At 43.8% G+C, this 18949-nt stretch carries 11 protein-coding genes, 2 tRNA genes and 3 rRNA genes; 12 read left to right on the top strand and 4 right to left on the bottom strand.

Translation table 11 applies throughout. The features are described 5' to 3' along the window. Positions 1 to 106 precede the first annotated feature (106 nt). The 4 genes from AXE82_RS05450 (at position 107) to AXE82_RS05435 (ending at position 6526) form a co-directional block, all read left to right on the top strand. Entirely contained in the window at positions 107 to 976 is an 870-nt protein-coding gene (locus tag AXE82_RS05450) for a sulfite exporter TauE/SafE family protein (RefSeq protein WP_062332286.1), read from the top strand. Between the two features lie 122 nt (positions 977 to 1098). Further along, positions 1099 to 3201, top strand: coding sequence for a glycine--tRNA ligase subunit beta (gene glyS / locus AXE82_RS05445; protein WP_062332283.1), 2103 nt, complete (start codon positions 1099 to 1101; stop codon positions 3199 to 3201). A gap of 362 nt (positions 3202 to 3563) precedes the next feature. Further along, positions 3564 to 5009 (top strand): hypothetical protein, encoded by a 1446-nt coding sequence (locus tag AXE82_RS05440; RefSeq protein ID WP_062332280.1) that lies wholly within the window; start codon positions 3564 to 3566, stop codon positions 5007 to 5009. Between the two features lie 230 nt (positions 5010 to 5239). Then, the gene (locus tag AXE82_RS05435; protein ID WP_062332276.1) at positions 5240 to 6526 is read left to right on the top strand and encodes an O-acetylhomoserine aminocarboxypropyltransferase/cysteine synthase family protein; all 1287 of its coding nucleotides are present in this window, start codon (positions 5240 to 5242) and stop codon (positions 6524 to 6526) included. 148 nt (positions 6527 to 6674) lie between these two features. On the opposite strand, the gene tsf is transcribed toward AXE82_RS05435, so the two are convergent. The 3 genes from tsf to msrB all read right to left on the bottom strand — a co-directional run bounded on the left by tsf (position 6675) and on the right by msrB (position 9297). Next, positions 6675 to 7553 (bottom strand): translation elongation factor Ts, encoded by an 879-nt coding sequence (gene tsf, locus AXE82_RS05430; protein ID WP_007115804.1) that lies wholly within the window; start codon positions 7551 to 7553, stop codon positions 6675 to 6677. A gap of 228 nt (positions 7554 to 7781) precedes the next feature. Further along, on the bottom strand, positions 7782 to 8555 hold the full coding sequence (rpsB, locus tag AXE82_RS05425) for a 30S ribosomal protein S2 (protein WP_050324911.1): 774 nt from the start codon (positions 8553 to 8555) through the stop codon (positions 7782 to 7784). 271 nt (positions 8556 to 8826) lie between these two features. After that, positions 8827 to 9297 (bottom strand): peptide-methionine (R)-S-oxide reductase MsrB, encoded by a 471-nt coding sequence (msrB, locus tag AXE82_RS05420; RefSeq protein ID WP_062332273.1) that lies wholly within the window; start codon positions 9295 to 9297, stop codon positions 8827 to 8829. Positions 9298 to 9457: 160 nt separating this feature from the next. Between msrB and map the strand changes: the two genes are divergently transcribed. From map to rrf, 6 genes are all read left to right on the top strand, one after another. Beyond that, positions 9458 to 10243 carry a type I methionyl aminopeptidase gene (gene map, locus AXE82_RS05415; RefSeq protein ID WP_062332270.1) on the top strand — a complete coding sequence of 262 codons (786 nt, stop codon included), beginning with the start codon at positions 9458 to 9460 and terminating at the stop codon, positions 10241 to 10243. Positions 10244 to 10671: 428 nt separating this feature from the next. Continuing rightward, positions 10672 to 12203: ribosomal RNA gene (locus AXE82_RS05410) — 16S ribosomal RNA — on the top strand. Between the two features lie 163 nt (positions 12204 to 12366). Continuing rightward, positions 12367 to 12443 (top strand) — tRNA-Ile (locus tag AXE82_RS05405). Positions 12444 to 12564: 121 nt separating this feature from the next. Then, positions 12565 to 12640 (top strand) — tRNA-Ala (locus AXE82_RS05400). 384 nt (positions 12641 to 13024) lie between these two features. Continuing rightward, positions 13025 to 16159, top strand: a 23S ribosomal RNA gene (locus AXE82_RS05395). Between the two features lie 100 nt (positions 16160 to 16259). Next, a 5S ribosomal RNA gene (gene rrf / locus AXE82_RS05390) occupies positions 16260 to 16373 on the top strand. Together the 16S, 23S and 5S rRNA genes with 2 tRNA genes alongside form the textbook arrangement of a ribosomal RNA operon. 145 nt (positions 16374 to 16518) lie before the next feature. Here the strand turns inward: rrf and AXE82_RS05385 are convergent. Continuing rightward, entirely contained in the window at positions 16519 to 17304 is a 786-nt protein-coding gene (locus tag AXE82_RS05385) for a transglutaminase-like domain-containing protein (protein WP_197931445.1), read from the bottom strand. Positions 17305 to 17559: 255 nt separating this feature from the next. On the opposite strand from AXE82_RS05385, the gene AXE82_RS05375 reads away from it, so the two are divergent. Then, complete coding sequence (locus tag AXE82_RS05375) at positions 17560 to 18024, top strand: diacylglycerol kinase (protein ID WP_062332261.1); 465 nt, start codon at positions 17560 to 17562, stop codon at positions 18022 to 18024. A gap of 43 nt (positions 18025 to 18067) precedes the next feature. Continuing rightward, a complete protein-coding gene (locus AXE82_RS05370; RefSeq protein WP_062332258.1) occupies positions 18068 to 18880 on the top strand; it encodes a DUF72 domain-containing protein in 813 nt (270 codons plus the stop codon). The last annotated feature ends 69 nt before the right edge of the window (positions 18881 to 18949 follow it).

The following is an 18949-nucleotide window of genomic DNA, read 5'->3' as shown; positions in this document are numbered from 1 at the left end:
GAATATTCTAATCTCGCATATTTATATCAAAAATCGCCACAGGGCAACGACGCGCTATTCTACTACAATAGCCGCAGCAAGTAAGCCAGGTAACAAGGGGCGGTGAGTGGAACTTTATTTTATTTTAGCGGGTATTTTTGTCGGATTTTGCGTGGGTGTGACCGGCGTGGGCGGTGGGTCACTGATGACGCCGATTTTGATTTTACTGCTAAAAGTAGAGCCGCATATTGCTGTCGGCACCGATTTGCTATACGCCGCTATTTCCAAGTTTTTTGGTGGGGTGGTACATTTTAAAAAATCGAATGTCGTTTGGCCAATCGTGCTATGGCTAGCGATTGGTAGTATTCCAGCCTCCATTGTCACCAATTATCTCGTCGCTACTTACTTGGGTAATATCAACGCCATCAAACTAATCATGACCTTGATATTGGGCGTGATGTTGACCATTACTGGGATTTCGCTGATTTTTCGCAACCGTATCGAAGCGTTTTTTGACAAATACCGCAAAAATGACCAAACTGACAGTCTCACCTCCCAAATCCCTAAATATAAATTGGTGCTGATGGGCATATTGCTCGGGGTAGTAGTGACCTTATCATCGGTTGGGGCAGGGGCATTTGGCGTCATGGCGCTGGTGCTAATTTTTCCCCAATTACCCCTCATTCGTATCATCGGCTCGGATGTGGTACATGCGGTGCTGTTAACCTTGGTCGCAGGCCTCGGACATTTGCTGTCAGGCAGTGTGGATTTTCACATGCTGACCTTTTTGCTCATTGGCGCGATTCCTGCCATTATTGTAGGCACATTATTGAGCAGTAAATTACCTGAGAAAAAATTGCGCCCGATTTTAGGGGTGACGCTGTTGCTGTTAGGCATTAACTTTGTGGTCAATCCTGCCAAAGCCAAACCAAAAGCGGCACCAAATACGCCAGTCGCCAAAACCGCTGTAACGACTTCGGCAAGTGCTAGCCGATAAGTTTAATTTTGGTTTTGCGCTGACGGTTTTCTTGATTTGCCCCGCTGATGGGGCATTTTTATGGCTTAAATTTCTGCTATAATCGCCTATATTTACCTTATTTGAATCAACAAGGCTTTAGCATGTCTACTATTTTATTTGAACTTGGCACCGAAGAATTGCCCCCAAAAAATCTAAAAACATTGCGTGATGCACTTAGCGACCATGTCACCCAATCACTAACAGATGCCAATATTCGCTTTGATACCATTAAAAGCTTTGCCGCCCCGCGTCGCCTTGCCTTGCAGATTCAAGGAATTAGTGAAAAACAGCCCGATAAAATCGAACAAAAACGCGGTCCTGCAGTCAAAGCTGCCTATGATAAGGACGGTAACCCAACCAAAGCGGCACAAGGATTTGCCCAAGGCTTGGGTATTGACGTCAAGGATTTGATTACCATCAAAGGTGATAAAGGCGATTATATCGGCTATGAAATGAATGTCATCGGTCAGCCTGTGGCTGAGTTACTGCCGAGTATTTTTCAAAAAGCCTTAGATGAGTTGCCGATTGCCAAACGCATGCGCAGTGGCGCAGAGCGTTCTGAGTTTGTTCGCCCTGTCAAATGGTTGGTGCTACTCAAAGACGACCAAGTACTGCCAGCGACGATTCAAGGATTAACGTCGGGTGAGACAGGGTCGCAGGGCGTTGAATTGGGTCGTTATAGTCTTGGACATCGTTTCCATCATCCTGATAAGGTTAGAATTGACACGGCGGACAGCTATGAGCAAAACCTTGCCGAGGCGCACGTTATCGCTGATTTTGACAAACGCCAACAACAGATTAAAACGCAAGTCCAACAGCTTGCCGATGAAGTAGGCGCGACTGCTATCGTACCACAAGATTTGCTTGATGAAGTTACTGCGCTGGTCGATTATCCAGTAGCGCTACGCGCAAGCTTTGAGCCACGATTTTTACAAGTGCCACAAGAGGCCTTGATTAGCACCATGCAGGCGGATCAAAAATATTTTTGTTTGACTGACAGCCAAGGTAAATTACAGCCTTATTTTATCTTTATCAGTAACATCGACAGTAAAGATAAAGCGCAAGTGATTGCCGGTAACGAAAAAGTGGTACGTCCACGCCTTGCTGATGCTGAGTTTTTCTTTTTACAAGACCAAAAACAGCCATTGTTTGCGCTGACTGAAAATCTTAAAACCCGCGTATTCCAAGATAAGTTAGGGACAATTTGGGAAAAATCTGAGCGTATTGCCAAGCTAGCTGCCTTTATTGCTACCCAAATTGGCGAAGACGTTGAGCAAACGGCACGGGCAGGCTTGCTGTCAAAAGCAGACCTTGCCAGTACCTTGGTGGGTGAATTTCCAGAATTACAAGGCGTGGCAGGGACTTACTATGCGCGTTTAAACCAAGAGCCAGAAGCGGTGGCGGCGGCAATCGAAGAGCAATATCTGCCAAAATTTAGCGGTGATAAATTACCGGCGACCAACATTGGAACGGCACTGGCATTAGCAGACCGTTTGGATACGCTGGTCGGTATTTTTGGCATTGACCAAGCGCCAACGGGTTCAAAAGACCCGTTTAGTCTGCGCCGCGCGGCGATTGGGGTACTGCGTATTTTGATTGAGAAACAACTGCCACTAAATCTAGTAGTATTGCTTGAGCAAGCTTTATTGGGTTATGTAGGCAAAATTGATGACTTACCAAAAACTTTTAAACAAGTGATGGAGTTTATCAATTCACGCTACCGTGCCATGTATGAAGACCAAGGCGTGAGCGTGGATACAATTATGGCGGTACAGGCGCTACAACCGCAAGTGCCAATGGATTTTGACCATCGTATCAAAGCCGTCCAAGCTTTCCGTGATTTGCCACCCGCCAAACAACTTGCCGAGGCCAATAAACGTGTTGCCAATATTTTAGCCAAGGCTGAGGGTGAGATTGCAAGCCAAATACAAACGGCTTATTTACAAGAACCTGCCGAAAAAGCATTGTACCAAGCGGTGCAAACTGCAGCGCAAAGTATTGAGCCGCATCAACACACTGACAACGCCAACTACACCCAGATTTTACAATCTCTAGCGACACTGCAGCAGCCATTGGATGACTTCTTTGAGCAGGTGATGGTGAATAGTGAAGATGCTAACCTCAAAGCCAATCGGTTGGCGTTGCTAAAAAAAGTGCGTGGGTTATTTTTAACGGTTGCAGATATCAGTGAGTTACAGCTATAAGCTAATTTAGACACGAGTTAACGCTTTAATCATAGGGCTTCGATACTATCGCTTTAATACCCCTGCTTTAATATCATTGGTTAAACCCATACTGACAACGGTCATTATGGGTTTTTTTACAAGCCAAAGATACTTTTACACTTGTTTTTGCTAAATTGGCAGGCTAGTTTATGCGTATTTGATACTATTTTAAGGGTGTTTTTGTCTGAATTGCTCTCTAGGGTTTATGATGGTATAAGCAGTATAACCCATATAACCAGGTTCAAAGCTTTTGGTAAATTGTGTATTTAATGGTGAGTTTTATCTATTATTTATTTTTTCTAATTTATCTTTTCTAATTTATCTTGGTCTAGGGTAATTACGTGAAAGTCAGCAATAACGATAGCTTGTTTCAATATATGGTGCGTACCAAAAGGTATCGGCTTCTTTTACAAAGCTTAGTGGTGCTGTGTTTGTTTGTGCTATCATTCGTGATTATCAATGTATACATTGCGCGTTTTTTAACCCAGTCTACCCAGCATATGGATATCATTGGCAACATCAGTGATTTGACGCTTGAGATAGCAACCAGTGCGCAGCATCTAACAGTAACGCCTCACAACGATAGTCAACAAATCATTCAGACCTTACAAAAACAGGCGGCTGAGTTAGACGGTTATATGGCACAGTTGTCCCGCTATCCAAAGCAAGAAACGGCGATGGATGAATTTGCCATTATTTGGCAAGACTATCGCCAAAGAATCGCGCAAGTCTCTGAGCAAGATGAAAAAGGCAAAGTTGAATTGGCTGAGTTTGCTTATCATAACCAAGCCAAAATTTGGTCGTTGATGAATATTGGCTATGACACTTATCTCAATGACACCTACCGTACCGCAGATTATTCGCGCTATTTGACCTATTGCAGTTTTTTTGCTTTGATAGCCTATATCATCTTTTTTATCCATTACACCATCAGACACATGTATCACGATGATGTGGCGATTGATAAAGCGCAGACCGATATGCGCGATATCATGAACACAGTCAAAAAAGGCTTGTTTCTCATCGATGATAAAATGGTCATTGGTGAGCATTATTCCAAAAAACTAGAGCAGTTATTGGGGCGCAAGCAGTTAGCTGGGCTGACATTACCCCAGCTGCTACAAAATATGGTCAGCGAAAAAGATATCAGAGCGACACAGCATTTTATCAATTACCTGTACCAATCCAACGTGGATGAAGAGTTGATTCAAGATATCAACCCACTTAAAACAGTCGAGTTGATTTTTTTAGATGAAACAGGCGTTACCAACAAGAAATACCTGCATTTTGAATTTTTACGGGTGGTGAAAAGCGCGAATAAAAAATCTATTCATTTATTTGTCAGCGTGGTAGATATTACCGAAACGGTGCTTTTAACAAAGCAAATCGATAAGGTAAAAGATGAATACCATAAATTTATCAGTCGTGCCGTCTATCTATTAAGTTTAGATACGCAAACAGTTGATGATTTTATTGCCACCAAAAGAGCCACTGTTGCGGTCATAACGGATACCTTATATGGGCAGGTATTGGACAAAGAGCAGTTAGTGACAAAAGCCAAGACCTTGCTAACAGTGACACAAACACTAGCAGATGATACCCAAATTTTACGTCTCAAACAATATGATGATATTGTCAATAGTTTGGTGTATGAGCTAAAATGTTTAACGCGGTTATCCCATATTCAAACCAATGATTTTACTAGCTTTATGCTTAAACTTGATTCCTATCAAGAAATGTTAAATTTAACTGAATATTTAATCAATGAACAAGCCGAGCAAGCCTGATTAATTATCTATAAAAAATTAAAACTCACATCAGCTATAGTTTACAATGTACTGTCTTATAGCTGTGTTAAACGCGGGCGTTTAGACGCCAATTCACCACGAATCGATATTCCAAAAAACAGCATTAATGTTCCAATAATGCTCTATTGTGAATTTGCAAAACTGATTAATAACTCGTTACAATGCAAAAGAGATTTTTTTGCTAATTAAACTAAATTAAAGGAATATGTATGAGCCCACCGCATCGCCCAGAAACGCTCGCCATTCATGCAGGGTACGAACCAGAACCGACCACCAAAGCTGTCGCTGTCCCTATCTACCACACCAGTTCGTATGCCTTTGATAACACCCAACACGGTGCTGACCTTTTTGATCTTAAAGTTGCCGGCAATATCTACACCCGTATCATGAACCCAACCAATGCGGTGCTTGAAGCGCGTATGGCAGCGTTAGAAGGCGGCATCGGTGCATTGACGGTGGCATCCGGGATGGCGGCGATTACTTATACCATCCAAACCCTATGTGAGGCAGGCGATAACATCGTCTCAGTATCAACTTTGTATGGCGGTACTTACAACTTATTTGCCCATGCGTTGCCACGTCAAGGTATCGAAGTGCGTTTCTTTGATTATACCAAACCTGAGACTTTGGTTGATTTGATTGATGAGCGTACCAAACTGATATTTGGTGAAAGTATTGGTAATCCATTGGGTAACGTGCTGGATATCGCAAAAATTAGCGAACTTGCTCATAGCAAAGGCGTACCTGTAGTGATTGATAACACCGTCGCCACGCCAACATTGTGTCGTCCATTTGAGCATGGTGCTGATATTGTGATTCATTCATTGACCAAATATGTGAGTGGTTCGGGCACGTCGGTGGGTGGTGTGATTATCGATAGTGGCAAATTTGATTGGGGCGCTCACAAAAAACGTTTTGCGATTTTAAATACCCCAGATGCCAGCTATCATGGTGTCAATTTTGTTGAAGCCATGGGTGCTGCGGCGTTTATTGCCCGCGCACGCGTTGCGCCTTTACGTAATACCGGTGCGGCACTGAGTCCAATGAACGCTTGGCAAATTATGCTTGGGCTAGAGACGTTAGCCTTGCGTATGGAGCGACATTGCCAAAATGCCCAAGCCGTGGCAGAATTTTTAAACCATCATTCACAAGTGGCTTGGGTCAAGTACGCAGGATTAACCGACCATCCAGAGCATAAGCTTGCGCAAACATACTTTGGCGGTAAGCCATCAGCGATTCTAACCTTTGGGTTAAAAGGCGGCCGTGAGGCAGGGGCGAAATTTATTGATGCGCTACAATTAATTACCCGTCTGGTTAATATCGGTGATGCCAAGTCACTCGCTTGCCACCCCGCCACTACTACACACCGCCAGTTAAATGCTGAAGAGTTGCAAAAAGCAGGTGTCAGCGAAGACATGATTCGTTTATCCATTGGTATTGAGCATATTGACGACATCAAAGCTGACCTTGAGCAAGCGTTAGCCGCAGCCAATTAATCGCCTTACATATAAATAAGCGCTTGACATAAAAAAGCGAGCCTTCAACGCGCTTTTTTGAATTTAAAAAATAAAAAAATTAGACAAAAAAATACCCCAAATTTATGGGGTATTTTTAACAAGTCTACGACCTAGCGGTTGTCACTTATTATTTAGCTGCTGCTGCTTGAGCCGCCGCCACTTCTTCAGCGAAGTTTTCTTGTTTTTTCTCGATGCCTTCACCCACTTCTAAGCGTTTGAATGCTTTAACCGTCATACCTTCAGATTTTAATATATCACCAACTTTTTTCTCGTTGTCGATAACGTAAGGTTGGTTCAGCAAAGTTACTTCGTTCAAGTACTTTTGTAGACCACCCGTAATCATTTTTTCAATTACGGCATCTGGTTTGCCAGATTCTTTCGCTTTCGCTTCGATGATGTCTTTTTCACGCGCTAGCGTATCAGCAGGTACATTGGCTTCATCAACAGCGATTGGGTTGAATGCCGCAACTTGCATCGCAACGTGTTTTGCGGTGTCAGCGTTACCGCCTTCAACAGAAACCACTACACCAATACGAATACCGTGACGGTAAGAGGCTAGGTTGTCACCTTCAATCACTTCTGCACGGCGTACTTGGATGTTTTCGCCGATTTTTTGTACGAGCTCAACACGGGCTTCTTCAACCGTTTGACCATCGCCATACGGCAATGCAGAGATAGCCGCTACATCAGTGGTATTGTTGGCAAGTGCAAGTTCAGCTACTTTGTTCGCAAATGCGGTGAAGTTAGCATCTTTTGCCACGAAGTCAGTTTGACAGTTTACTTCAAGTAGTAAGGCTTTGTTACCTTCTTGGGCGATAATGATAGCGCCATCAGCAGCAATGTTACCTGCTTTTTTAGCAGCTTTTGCTTGACCTGATTTACGCAGGTTATCGATTGCGGTTTCGATGTCGCCGTCTGCTTCTTGCAGGGCTTTTTTACATTCCATCATACCAAGACCTGTACGGTCACGTAATTCTTTTACCAGTTTTGCACTAATTTCTGCCATGAGATACCTCAATTGATTATCATTATAGATGAGAATTGGGTTGTTTATTGTCTAAAAATTTGAAGATTAAAGGACAAAAATTGGTGATTTTTGCCCTTTAATATTACGCTACAAATTCGAATTTTTAGAAGCTAATTTTGTGTTTACCCATCAAAGTTAGTTTATAAAATTTTGATGACAGTATCATAACAACCTAAACAATGCGCTGCTATGATACGGCGATAACCCTTATTCTGCCGCAGCTTCTGCGGGTGCTTCAGTTACTGCTTCTTCTTGATTTGCTGCTTTGCCGCCTTGAGTTTTAGCGTATTCTTTACCAGCGATAATTGCATCTGCAACCGCTGATACGTATAGCGTTACCGCACGAATCGCATCGTCATTGGCAGGAATGACATAATCTACGTCATCTGGGTTTGAGTTTGTATCAACGATACCAATAACAGGGATACCTAAGTTTTTTGCTTCTTTGATTGCAATCGCTTCATGGTCAACGTCAACCACAAAAATTGCATCAGGTAAACCGTTCATGTTTTTGATACCGCCTAAGGCACGCTCAAGTTTTTCCATTTCACGAGTACGCTCTAACGCTTCACGTTTGGTTAACTTAGCAAACGTACCATCTTCAGCTTGTTTTTCGTATTCTTTCAAACGCGTAATTGACTGACGGATGGTTTTCCAGTTGGTTAACATACCACCTAACCAGCGATGGTCAACATACGGCATACCAGCGCGAGCGGCTTGTTCGCTAATAACATTGCTTGCTGCACGTTTAGTACCAACAAATAGTACTTTGTTGCCACGTGCTGCTTCACGGTTAACGAAGTTTAGTGCTTCGTTCATCGCTTTAACTGTATGCTCAAGGTTGATGATGTGGATTTTGTTACGTGCACCAAAAATAAATTTGCCCATTTTTGGATTCCAAAAACGAGTTTGGTGACCAAAGTGTGCACCGGCTTCTAAAAGATCACGCATTGAAACTTGGGTAGGATTAGCTGACGCCATGAGATTTCCTTAAGTAAAGTTGGGTTATGCCTCCACATTACCGATTAAGCCGATTTGCAAACACGCATCAAAATCTACAGGATTTTAATTAATCAAATTTGCAAACACCCAGCTTAACTCTTATCAAGCTTGTCAGCTTGAAAATAGCAATGTGTGTGTCATGTTAGTAAATAAAAAAAGCAATTTGCCATTTCAAGATAAAATGACAAACTGCTATTTTAACATATTTTTATATGGTTAAGCTATATGTTTTAGCAAAATCACATGGCGATTATTCAACCAATCCGATTAAGTCACCATAACCTTCTTGTTCCATCTCATTTAAAGGGATAAAACGTAGCGACGCGCCATTGATGCAATAGCGCATGCCGCCAAGCTCAGGAAGACCGTCATTAAACACATGGCCTAAATGCGAATCAGCCACACGGCTACGCACTTCAGTACGTCGCATACCGTGACTGTCATCAAACAATTCATTGATTACTGCGGTATCAATCGGTTTGCTAAAGGCGGGCCAACCACAACCTGAGTCATACTTATCTGATGAGCTAAAAAGCGGCTCACCGCTGACAATATCCACATAGATACCACGTTCAAATTGGTGATCATACTCATGGCTAAAAGGGCGTTCAGTGCCGTTTTGCTGTGTCACATAATATTGCTCATCATTCAAATTTGCCTTGATTTCAGCTTCAGAAGGTCTTACATACTTCTGTGTATCGATATTAATTGAATTAGCCATAGACGTTCCTAACCCTTGTTGTCATTGTAGAACATCACAATAGTTACAACCCATACAAAATTCAAGTAACAACTGTTTAAACAAATAGTAGTTTTGTGAACAAGGCGAAAAGGGCTATAATACGTCTTCTTAAATTTTTGCAAAATCAGATAATTATTGTATGAAAACACTATTAAATAACCCTGAAGCCGTTGAAAAAATGCGCGTCGCTGGTAAATTAGCCGCCGACGTTTTAGTGATGTTAGATGAATATGTCAAAGAAGGTGTAACGACAGGGGCATTAGACAAGCTTGCCCACGACTATATTGTTGATGTCCAAAAAGCCATTCCTGCCAATGTCGGCTATCATGGCTACCAGCACACGCTTTGTACTTCAATCAACCATGTGGTTTGTCACGGTATTCCCGATGACAGCCGTATCCTAAAAGATGGCGATATCGTCAATATCGATGTCACAGTGATAAAAGATGGCTATCATGGCGATACTTCAAAAATGTGGATTATCGGTGAAGGCTCAATCATGGCGCAGCGTATCTGCAAAATCGCCCAAGACGCACTATACGCAGGAATGAAAGCTGTTCGCAATGGCGCCTATGTAGGCGATATTGGCGCAGCGATTCAAGCGGTGGCAGAGCCAGAGCGTTTTAGCGTAGTAAGAGAATATTGCGGACATGGAATTAGTGACGTATACCATGATGAACCACAAATTCTGCACTATGGTAAAAAAAATACCGGTCTACAACTGACGACAGGCATGACATTTACCATTGAACCAATGATTAACCAAGGTGTATGGCAAACCAAAACCTTACCCGATAAATGGACAGTGATTACTAAAGACCGTAAATTGTCCGCCCAATGGGAACACACACTGATGGTTACCGAGAACGGCTGTGAAGTGTTTACCAAGCGTCCAGAAGAAGATTTGAGTTTTTTAAACAGTTAAAATATGAATAAAATCATCAGTATAAAAGAAAGTTAGCAATTAATTTAAAATTAGTTATATTTTCCTGTTGACACCCATTCCAATTCACGTATAATACGCCACCACTGAGCGACAAAGAGTTTACAAATAAGTAAACAAGTTACGAAGCTTAGAAAGAATTAAAATAAAGCTTGACAGAGTAAACCAAAGCGTATTACAATATCAAACTCACCAAATGATAGACGATATCTTTGGTACACTAAATAACAACGAACACAAGAACAACTTGTGTGGATTTTCACTTAGGGCGATAAAATTAAGACTTTAATTAATTATATTGTCAGAGTGAAGATACTCGTAAGTTTATTTGAGCAAAGACAGTATAAATAATTGAGTCAACAAATTAAATCTATTGACACCGCTACGCGGTGACAATAGATAGAAAGATTAAACTGAAGAGTTTGATCATGGCTCAGATTGAACGCTGGCGGCAGGCTTAACACATGCAAGTCGAACGATGACTCTCTAGCTTGCTAGAGATGATTAGTGGCGGACGGGTGAGTAACATTTAGGAATCTACCTAGTAGTGGGGGATAGCTCGGGGAAACTCGAATTAATACCGCATACGACCTACGGGTGAAAGGGGGCGCAAGCTCTTGCTATTAGATGAGCCTAAATCAGATTAGCTAGTTGGTGGGGTAAAGGCCCACCAAGGCGACGATCTGTAACTGGTCTGAGAGGATGATCAGTCACACCGGAACTGAGACACGGTCCGGACTCCTACGGGAGGCAGCAGTGGGGAATATTGGACAATGGGGGCAACCCTGATCCAGCCATGCCGCGTGTGTGAAGAAGGCCTTTTGGTTGTAAAGCACTTTAAGCAGGGAGGAGAGGCTAATGGTTAATACCCATTAGATTAGACGTTACCTGCAGAATAAGCACCGGCTAACTCTGTGCCAGCAGCCGCGGTAATACAGAGGGTGCGAGCGTTAATCGGAATTACTGGGCGTAAAGCGAGTGTAGGTGGCTCATTAAGTCACATGTGAAATCCCCGGGCTTAACCTGGGAACTGCATGTGATACTGGTGGTGCTAGAATATGTGAGAGGGAAGTAGAATTCCAGGTGTAGCGGTGAAATGCGTAGAGATCTGGAGGAATACCGATGGCGAAGGCAGCTTCCTGGCATAATATTGACACTGAGATTCGAAAGCGTGGGTAGCAAACAGGATTAGATACCCTGGTAGTCCACGCCGTAAACGATGTCTACTAGCCGTTGGGGTCCTTGAGACTTTAGTGGCGCAGTTAACGCGATAAGTAGACCGCCTGGGGAGTACGGCCGCAAGGTTAAAACTCAAATGAATTGACGGGGGCCCGCACAAGCGGTGGAGCATGTGGTTTAATTCGATGCAACGCGAAGAACCTTACCTGGTCTTGACATAGTGAGAATCTTTCAGAGATGAGAGAGTGCCTTCGGGAACTCACATACAGGTGCTGCATGGCTGTCGTCAGCTCGTGTCGTGAGATGTTGGGTTAAGTCCCGCAACGAGCGCAACCCTTTTCCTTATTTGCCAGCGGGTTAAGCCGGGAACTTTAAGGATACTGCCAGTGACAAACTGGAGGAAGGCGGGGACGACGTCAAGTCATCATGGCCCTTACGACCAGGGCTACACACGTGCTACAATGGTAGGTACAGAGGGTTGCTACACAGCGATGTGATGCTAATCTCAAAAAGCCTATCGTAGTCCGGATTGGAGTCTGCAACTCGACTCCATGAAGTCGGAATCGCTAGTAATCGCGGATCAGAATGCCGCGGTGAATACGTTCCCGGGCCTTGTACACACCGCCCGTCACACCATGGGAGTCTATTGCACCAGAAGTAGGTAGCCTAACGAAAGAGGGCGCTTACCACGGTGTGGTCGATGACTGGGGTGAAGTCGTAACAAGGTAGCCGTAGGGGAACCTGCGGCTGGATCACCTCCTTAACTAAAGCACTAAGTGAGAATTCACAGCAAGTTGTTCTTGTGTATAAATAAGCTAATAATCGTTAATCTACAGCAGCGCAAATAGCAAGGCTAAGACTAAAATCCTTAGCAAAGGATTTTAGCTCGAACCTAAAATTGCGATGCAATTTTTTAACGGTTCTCGGGGTCTATAGCTCAGTTGGTTAGAGCACTGCCTTGATAAGGCAGGGGTCATAAGTTCAAGTCTTATTAGACCCACCATTAGATGAGCTTAGTAAGCGCAAGCGAACTTAGCGAAACCTATGTACCGCTACTTAATTGAGTCGTTACTTAATCGAGTAAAGATACATAAAACTTTAACCAGCTACAGTAATTAAGTAGCGGGGCCATAGCTCAGTTGGTAGAGCGCCTGCCTTGCACGCAGGAGGTCAGGAGTTCGACTCTCCTTGGCTCCACCATAATTAGCTTAACGTTATAAAGCAGACAGAGTAATTTAGTAAGTATTAAGAGATTACTTCAATCTGTTTTATCAGAAATCACGACCTGACGAAGGTCTGATAATTCAATAACAACATAGAGAAATGAGTCTGGGTTAATTATCAAGTTCCAACGAAGATAATTAACCTTTACCGCACCTTGCTGCCTTTAGCAGACAGGTGCGGTATAAAAGTAAAGAGAACTGAATCAAGCGTAAACATAGGTGAAGATCGTTACCATTACGAATATAACTCAAATAGAAAAGTGCAGTAAGCACTTGCTTGAAATCTCGAATTATTTCGAGATGCAAAGCAAGTAATAGCTGTCACTCATTTGGCAACAGATGAAGCTATTTAGGGTTGTATAGTCAAGTAATGAAGTGCACATGGTGGATGCCTTGGCAGTCAGAGGCGATGAAAGACGTGACAGCCTGCGAAAAGCGTCGGGGAGGCGGCAATATCCTGTGATCCGGCGATATCTGAATGGGGAAACCCACTTGTCATAAGACAGGTACCCCGCTATATTTTATAGCGGGGGGCAAACCGGGAGAAGTGAAACATCTCAGTAACCCGAGGAAAAGACATCAATAGAGATTCCCCTAGTAGCGGCGAGCGAACGGGGAGGAGCCGACTGATTATAATTTAGAGGAATGACTTGGAAAGGTCAATCGTAGAGGGTGATAATCCCGTACTCGAAAGGTTATAAGAAGCATATTAAGTAGGGCGGAACACGAGAAATTCTGTCTGAAGATGGGGGGACCATCCTCCAAGGCTAAATACTCCTGACTGACCGATAGTGAACCAGTACCGTGAGGGAAAGGCGAAAAGAACCCCTGTGAGGGGAGTGAAATAGAACCTGAAACCGTGTGCATACAAGCAGTCGGAGCCCCGCTACTTAATTATTTTGGAATGATAATGTTCTACGTATATATACTCAAAGGTGAAGATGGTTCGCATTATTGTGGATACACATCAGACCTAAGACAACGATTTGCCGCCCATAACAGTGGTGGAAACAAATCGACCAGTTACCAGCAATGGCAACTACTATACTATGAAGCATATCAAACAAAACAATTAGCAATGAGAAGAGAGCAAACGCTCAAACATCATGGCAAAGTTTACCAGTCCTTAATCAAGCGACTGGCAGAATAATTAAGTAGCGGGGTGACGGCGTACCTTTTGTATAATGGGTCAGCGACTTATATTCTGTAGCAAGGTTAACCGAATAGGGGAGCCGTAGGGAAACCGAGTCTTAATAGGGCGTCTAGTTGCAGGGTATAGACCCGAAACCGAGTGATCTATCCATGAGCAGGTTGAAAGTGACGTAACAGTTACCGGAGGACCGAACCCACTGTCGTTGAAAAGCCAGGGGATGACTTGTGGATAGGGGTGAAAGGCTAATCAAACTCGGTGATAGCTGGTTCTCCCCGAAAGCTATTTAGGTAGCGCCTCGGACGAACACCATTGGGGGTAGAGCACTGTTTCGGCTAGGGGGTCATCCCGACTTACCAAACCGATGCAAACTCCGAATACCGATGAGTGATATCCGGGAGACAGACGGCGGGTGCTAACGTCCGTCGTCAAGAGGGAAACAACCCAGACCGCCAGCTAAGGCCCCAAATTCCTAGTTAAGTGGGAAACGATGTGGGAAGGCACAGACAGCTAGGAGGTTGGCTTAGAAGCAGCCATCCTTTAAAGAAAGCGTAATAGCTCACTAGTCGAGTCGGCCTGCGCGGAAGATGTAACGGGGCTCAAACTAGGAGCCGAAGCTGCGGATTTAATTGTTTCAATTAAGTGGTAGGGGAGCATTGTGTAAGCCTGTGAAGGTGTGTTGTAAAGCATGCTGGAGGTATCACAAGAGCGAATGCTGACGTGAGTAACGACAATGCGAGTGAAAAGCTCGCACGCCGGAAGACCAAGGGTTCCAGTCCAACGTTAATCGGGGCTGGGTGAGTCGACCCCTAAGGCGAGGCCGAAAGGCGTAGTCGATGGGAAATCGGTTAATATTCCGATACTTGTTTATGATGCGATGGAGGGACGGAGAAGGTTATGCCAGCTTGGCGATGGTTGTCCAAGTGGAAGGATGTAGTTAGGTTTAGTAGGCAAATCCGCTAGACTATTAATGAGATCTGATAGCAAGCTGTACTTGTACAGCGAAGTGGCAAATACCCTGCTTCCAGGAAAAGCTTCTAAGCGATAGTCATAAACAAATCGTACCCGAAACCGACACAGGTGGTCAGGTAGAGAATACCAAGGCGCTTGAGAGAACTCTGCTGAAGGAACTAGGCAAAATGGTACCGTAACTTCGGGAGAAGGTACGCTGCCGATGGTGAGTAGTCACGCACTACAAAGCTATTGGCAGTCGCAGATACCAGGCCGCTGCAACTGTTTATTAAAAACACAGCACTCTGCAAACACGAAAGTGGACGTATAGGGTGTGATGCCTGCCCGGTGCTGGAAGGTTAATTGATGGGGTCAGCCGCAAGGCGAAGCTCTTGATCGAAGCCCCAGTAAACGGCGGCCGTAACTATAACGGTCCTAAGGTAGCGAAATTCCTTGTCGGGTAAGTTCCGACCTGCACGAATGGCATAATGATGGCGGCGCTGTCTCCAGCAGAGACTCAGTGAAATCGAAATCGCAGTGAAGATGCTGTGTACCCGCGGCTAGACGGAAAGACCCCGTGAACCTTTACTACAGCTTTACATTGAACTTTGACCTTACCTGTGTAGGATAGGTGGGAGGCTTTGAAGCAGGCACGCCAGTGTCTGTGGAGCCATCCTTGAAATACCACCCTGGTAATGTTGGGGTTCTAACTCAAGCTTAACAGAGCTGAGGACAATGTATGGTGGGTAGTTTGACTGGGGCGGTCTCCTCCTAAAGAGTAACGGAGGAGTACGAAGGTGCGCTCAGAACGGTCGGAAATCGTTCGAAGAGTATAAAGGCAAAAGCGCGCTTAACTGCGAGACCCACAAGTCGAGCAGATACGAAAGTAGGTCTTAGTGATCCGGTGGTTCTGTATGGAAGGGCCATCGCTCAACGGATAAAAGGTACTCTGGGGATAACAGGCTGATACCGCCCAAGAGTTCATATCGACGGCGGTGTTTGGCACCTCGATGTCGGCTCATCTCATCCTGGGGCTGAAGCAGGTCCCAAGGGTATGGCTGTTCGCCATTTAAAGAGGTACGCGAGCTGGGTTTAGAACGTCGTGAGACAGTTCGGTCCCTATCTACCGTGGGCGTTGGAAATTTGAGAGGATCTGCTCCTAGTACGAGAGGACCAGAGTGGACGAACCTCTGGTGTTTCGGTTGTCACGCCAGTGGCATTGCCGAGTAGCTATGTTCGGATGGGATAACCGCTGAAAGCATCTAAGCGGGAAGCCCACCTTAAGATTAGATTTCCCTAAAGAGCCGTTGTAGACTACGACGTTGATAGGTTGGGTGTGGAAGCATAGTGATATGTGTAGCTAACCAATACTAATTGCTCGTTTGGCTTGACTATACAACGCCTAAATGGCTTTGTATGATAATGTATGATGTTCACCTCGCTTGATATAGCTGATACTTTACTTCTAAAACAACTCATTCCTCTATCCCCCTTTGCTGACGATAATAGCTTGGAGGTACCACCTGATCCCTTCCCGAACTCAGAAGTGAAACTCCAATGCGCCAATGGTAGTGTGGTTCGCCCATGTGAGAGTAGGTCATCGTCAGCTCCCTATTCCAACACCCCCTTACTGATGTAAGGGGGTTTGCTTTGTAGCTTTTCGAATATCACATAAGATTTAAATAGATGTTATTTAAGAAATTGGGTTGGAAGCCTTCTAATGAAAGCTTCCACCTTAAACATCTATGCTAAAATCAGTCGATTTTTTCTACGTTAACTTTCATATATTTTAATTCAAATGGCGCGAAAAAAGTTGCAAAAGCAACATCCGCAGCATCCCTTCCATAACCTAAGATCACCCGACCGCCTTTAGGCGCTGATTGCGTGGCGTCAAATGTGTACCACCGGTCGCCAATAAAAACCTCATACCAAGCATGTAAGTCCATTGGGTCAAGTTGATATAAGTAGCCAACCACCATGCGAGCGGGCATATCTAATGCCCGTGACAGGCTAATACCCAAATGGGCAAAATCACGACAGACGCCTTTTTTATGTTGCCACGTCTCTAGTGCTGTGGTGTCTGCTGTACTGCTACCATATTGGTAAGTAAAGTTTTGATGAATATAGGCGCAAATTGCCGCCGCTTTGTCATAACCTTCAGCAGAATCTTGGGTTATCATTTGGGCTTCTTGAAGTAGAAATTCTGGCAGACAATAGCGACTGGGTAACAAATATACCATTGTATCTGAAGGCAGCTGCTCAATCGGTGTTTTTGGCATACCGGGTGCGACATCTATCCATTCGCTAGTATATAGCTCAACTGTTAGGCGAACTTGGTAATCACCCATCGGAAATAAAACCCTGTCACATAAGTTACCAAAATTGTCGTTATAGCTTGTAACTGGTAAGGGTGGCGTGACTTGCCATTCTTCTTGAGTGATCTGCTGTGCTAACCCTGATTGCGGTCGTAATAGGAACACTGCAGGGGTTGGCTGGGAAAAGTAATAATCGAGTTGGCAAGTGGCGCGTAATTTCATCATACATTCTTCATCAAATAAGGTGACAGCACTAACTAAAAATTGCAAGGTGGCGTGGTTGCTGCAAAAAAATAGCAGAAGGCTTAGAATTTATGTCATTATCATTAAAATGGCAATCAATATTTATAGATTTTATTTGCACTTAAATTCTCATAATTTAAAGCTTGTTTATAAAGGGCTACCAATGCTCGCGGCAGTATATATTGTGAAAATTCTAGGATTAATCTATGGTAGAATGAGAAAATTTTTTATAACCCAATGACCACCATGACATCACCTAGTTCAAATCAGCGCTCTGATAAATTCGCTAGCCATTTAGCCAACCATTTAGATGGATATGCCGCGCAGACCAAGGGAAAAACAGGGCTCAAACGTATCATCAATGCTGCAGGTTACTCAAAAGATGGTTTGATTGCGGCGTATCAAAATGAAGCGGCTTTTCGACAGGTTGCATGGCTCAATAGCATTTTATTAGTTGCGCTGATTTTTTTACCTTTTATGATGCCGATTAAAATGATACTGGTGTTTTCATCGTTTTTTTCTCTGATTGTTGAGTTGTTTAATACCGGTATTGAAGCGTCAATTGACCATACATCGACAGAACGTCATCCGTTGGCAAAGATTGGTAAAGATGTAGGTTCTGCCGCGCAGCTATTAGCCTTGACGATGCTGTTTTTGTTATGGATGATGGCGCTATATACGACTTTTATTAATTTTTATTAATCAATGATGGGCTAATTTTGCAATTAAGTAGAACCAATTTTCTATGAGCATTTATATCGGAACCGGTGGATACAGTGATACGGATTTTTTGGGAATCCTATATCCTGCTGGCACCAAAAAAACCGAATTTTTAACCGAGTATAGTCGTCATTATGCCACTGTTGAAATCAATAGTAGCTTCTATGCGCCTTTAGGTCGAAAAGCATATGAAGGTATGCTCAAAAAATCCAACGGGCAGCTAAAATTTTCGATTAAGATTCATCAAGATTTTACCCACCGATTAACCGGCACTGCAGAGACCGCGCAAGCTTTTTTGCAGGCAATTGAACCTATCTTGACGGCAGATTGCTTGGCTGCGTTATTGATTCAATTTCCGCATGGTTTTGATAGAACGGTGGCACATCGTCAGTATTTGGCAACCTTGACCAGTTGGTTTGATGGGTTGCCATTGGCGATAGAGTTTCGCAACCAAAGCTGGCATATCCCGCAAGTTTATGCCAGTTTTCAGCAGCAAAATTTGATTTGGTGTAGTGTGGACTATCCAAATATCTATGGTTTACCGCCCAGTCGGCTGTTGTTTACTAGCCGCATCGGTTATTTACGCATGCATGGGCAAAACTTAGACTGGTGGGATGCCCATTCGGCGGCCGAGCGGCATGATTATCGCTACAGTAATGTAGAAATGCAAGCTTGGGCAAAGACGATTGCCAATCAACAAGCCAATTTTGATACCTTGTATATTTACTTTGAAAATACGGTAAAAGGTCACGCGGTGTATAATATCGAGATGCTCACACAAGCGCTCATGACCGAAGGTATGCCAGTCGTCAGTCCGTTGGTAGCGAATGATGAATAAGTAAACAGCAGTTATCAACAAAATCATTCACTTGAAAATGTAATTTTTGCTATCATAAAAAGTTTTACT

It is taken from the genome of Moraxella osloensis (assembly GCF_001553955.1).
Lineage (GTDB): Bacteria > Pseudomonadota > Gammaproteobacteria > Pseudomonadales > Moraxellaceae > Faucicola > Faucicola osloensis.
The sequence above is the reverse complement of the archived record's forward strand: the minus strand, read 5'-3'. Positions and strand labels throughout refer to the sequence as shown.

Excerpts from the sequence above, each read along its gene's own strand:
- glyS (WP_062332283.1), top strand. The coding sequence starts at position 1,099 with ATGTCTACTATTTTATTTGAACTTGGCACCGAAGAATTGCCCCCAAAA.
- AXE82_RS05435 (WP_062332276.1), top strand. The coding sequence starts at position 5,240 with ATGAGCCCACCGCATCGCCCAGAAACGCTCGCCATTCATGCAGGGTAC.
- tsf (WP_007115804.1), bottom strand. The coding sequence starts at position 7,553 with ATGGCAGAAATTAGTGCAAAACTGGTAAAAGAATTACGTGACCGTACA.
- rpsB (WP_050324911.1), bottom strand. The coding sequence starts at position 8,555 with ATGGCGTCAGCTAATCCTACCCAAGTTTCAATGCGTGATCTTTTAGAA.
- msrB (WP_062332273.1), bottom strand. The coding sequence starts at position 9,297 with ATGGCTAATTCAATTAATATCGATACACAGAAGTATGTAAGACCTTCT.
- map (WP_062332270.1), top strand. The coding sequence starts at position 9,458 with ATGAAAACACTATTAAATAACCCTGAAGCCGTTGAAAAAATGCGCGTC.
- AXE82_RS05385 (WP_197931445.1), bottom strand. The coding sequence starts at position 17,304 with ATGATGAAATTACGCGCCACTTGCCAACTCGATTATTACTTTTCCCAG.
- AXE82_RS05375 (WP_062332261.1), top strand. The coding sequence starts at position 17,560 with ATGACCACCATGACATCACCTAGTTCAAATCAGCGCTCTGATAAATTC.
- AXE82_RS05370 (WP_062332258.1), top strand. The coding sequence starts at position 18,068 with ATGAGCATTTATATCGGAACCGGTGGATACAGTGATACGGATTTTTTG.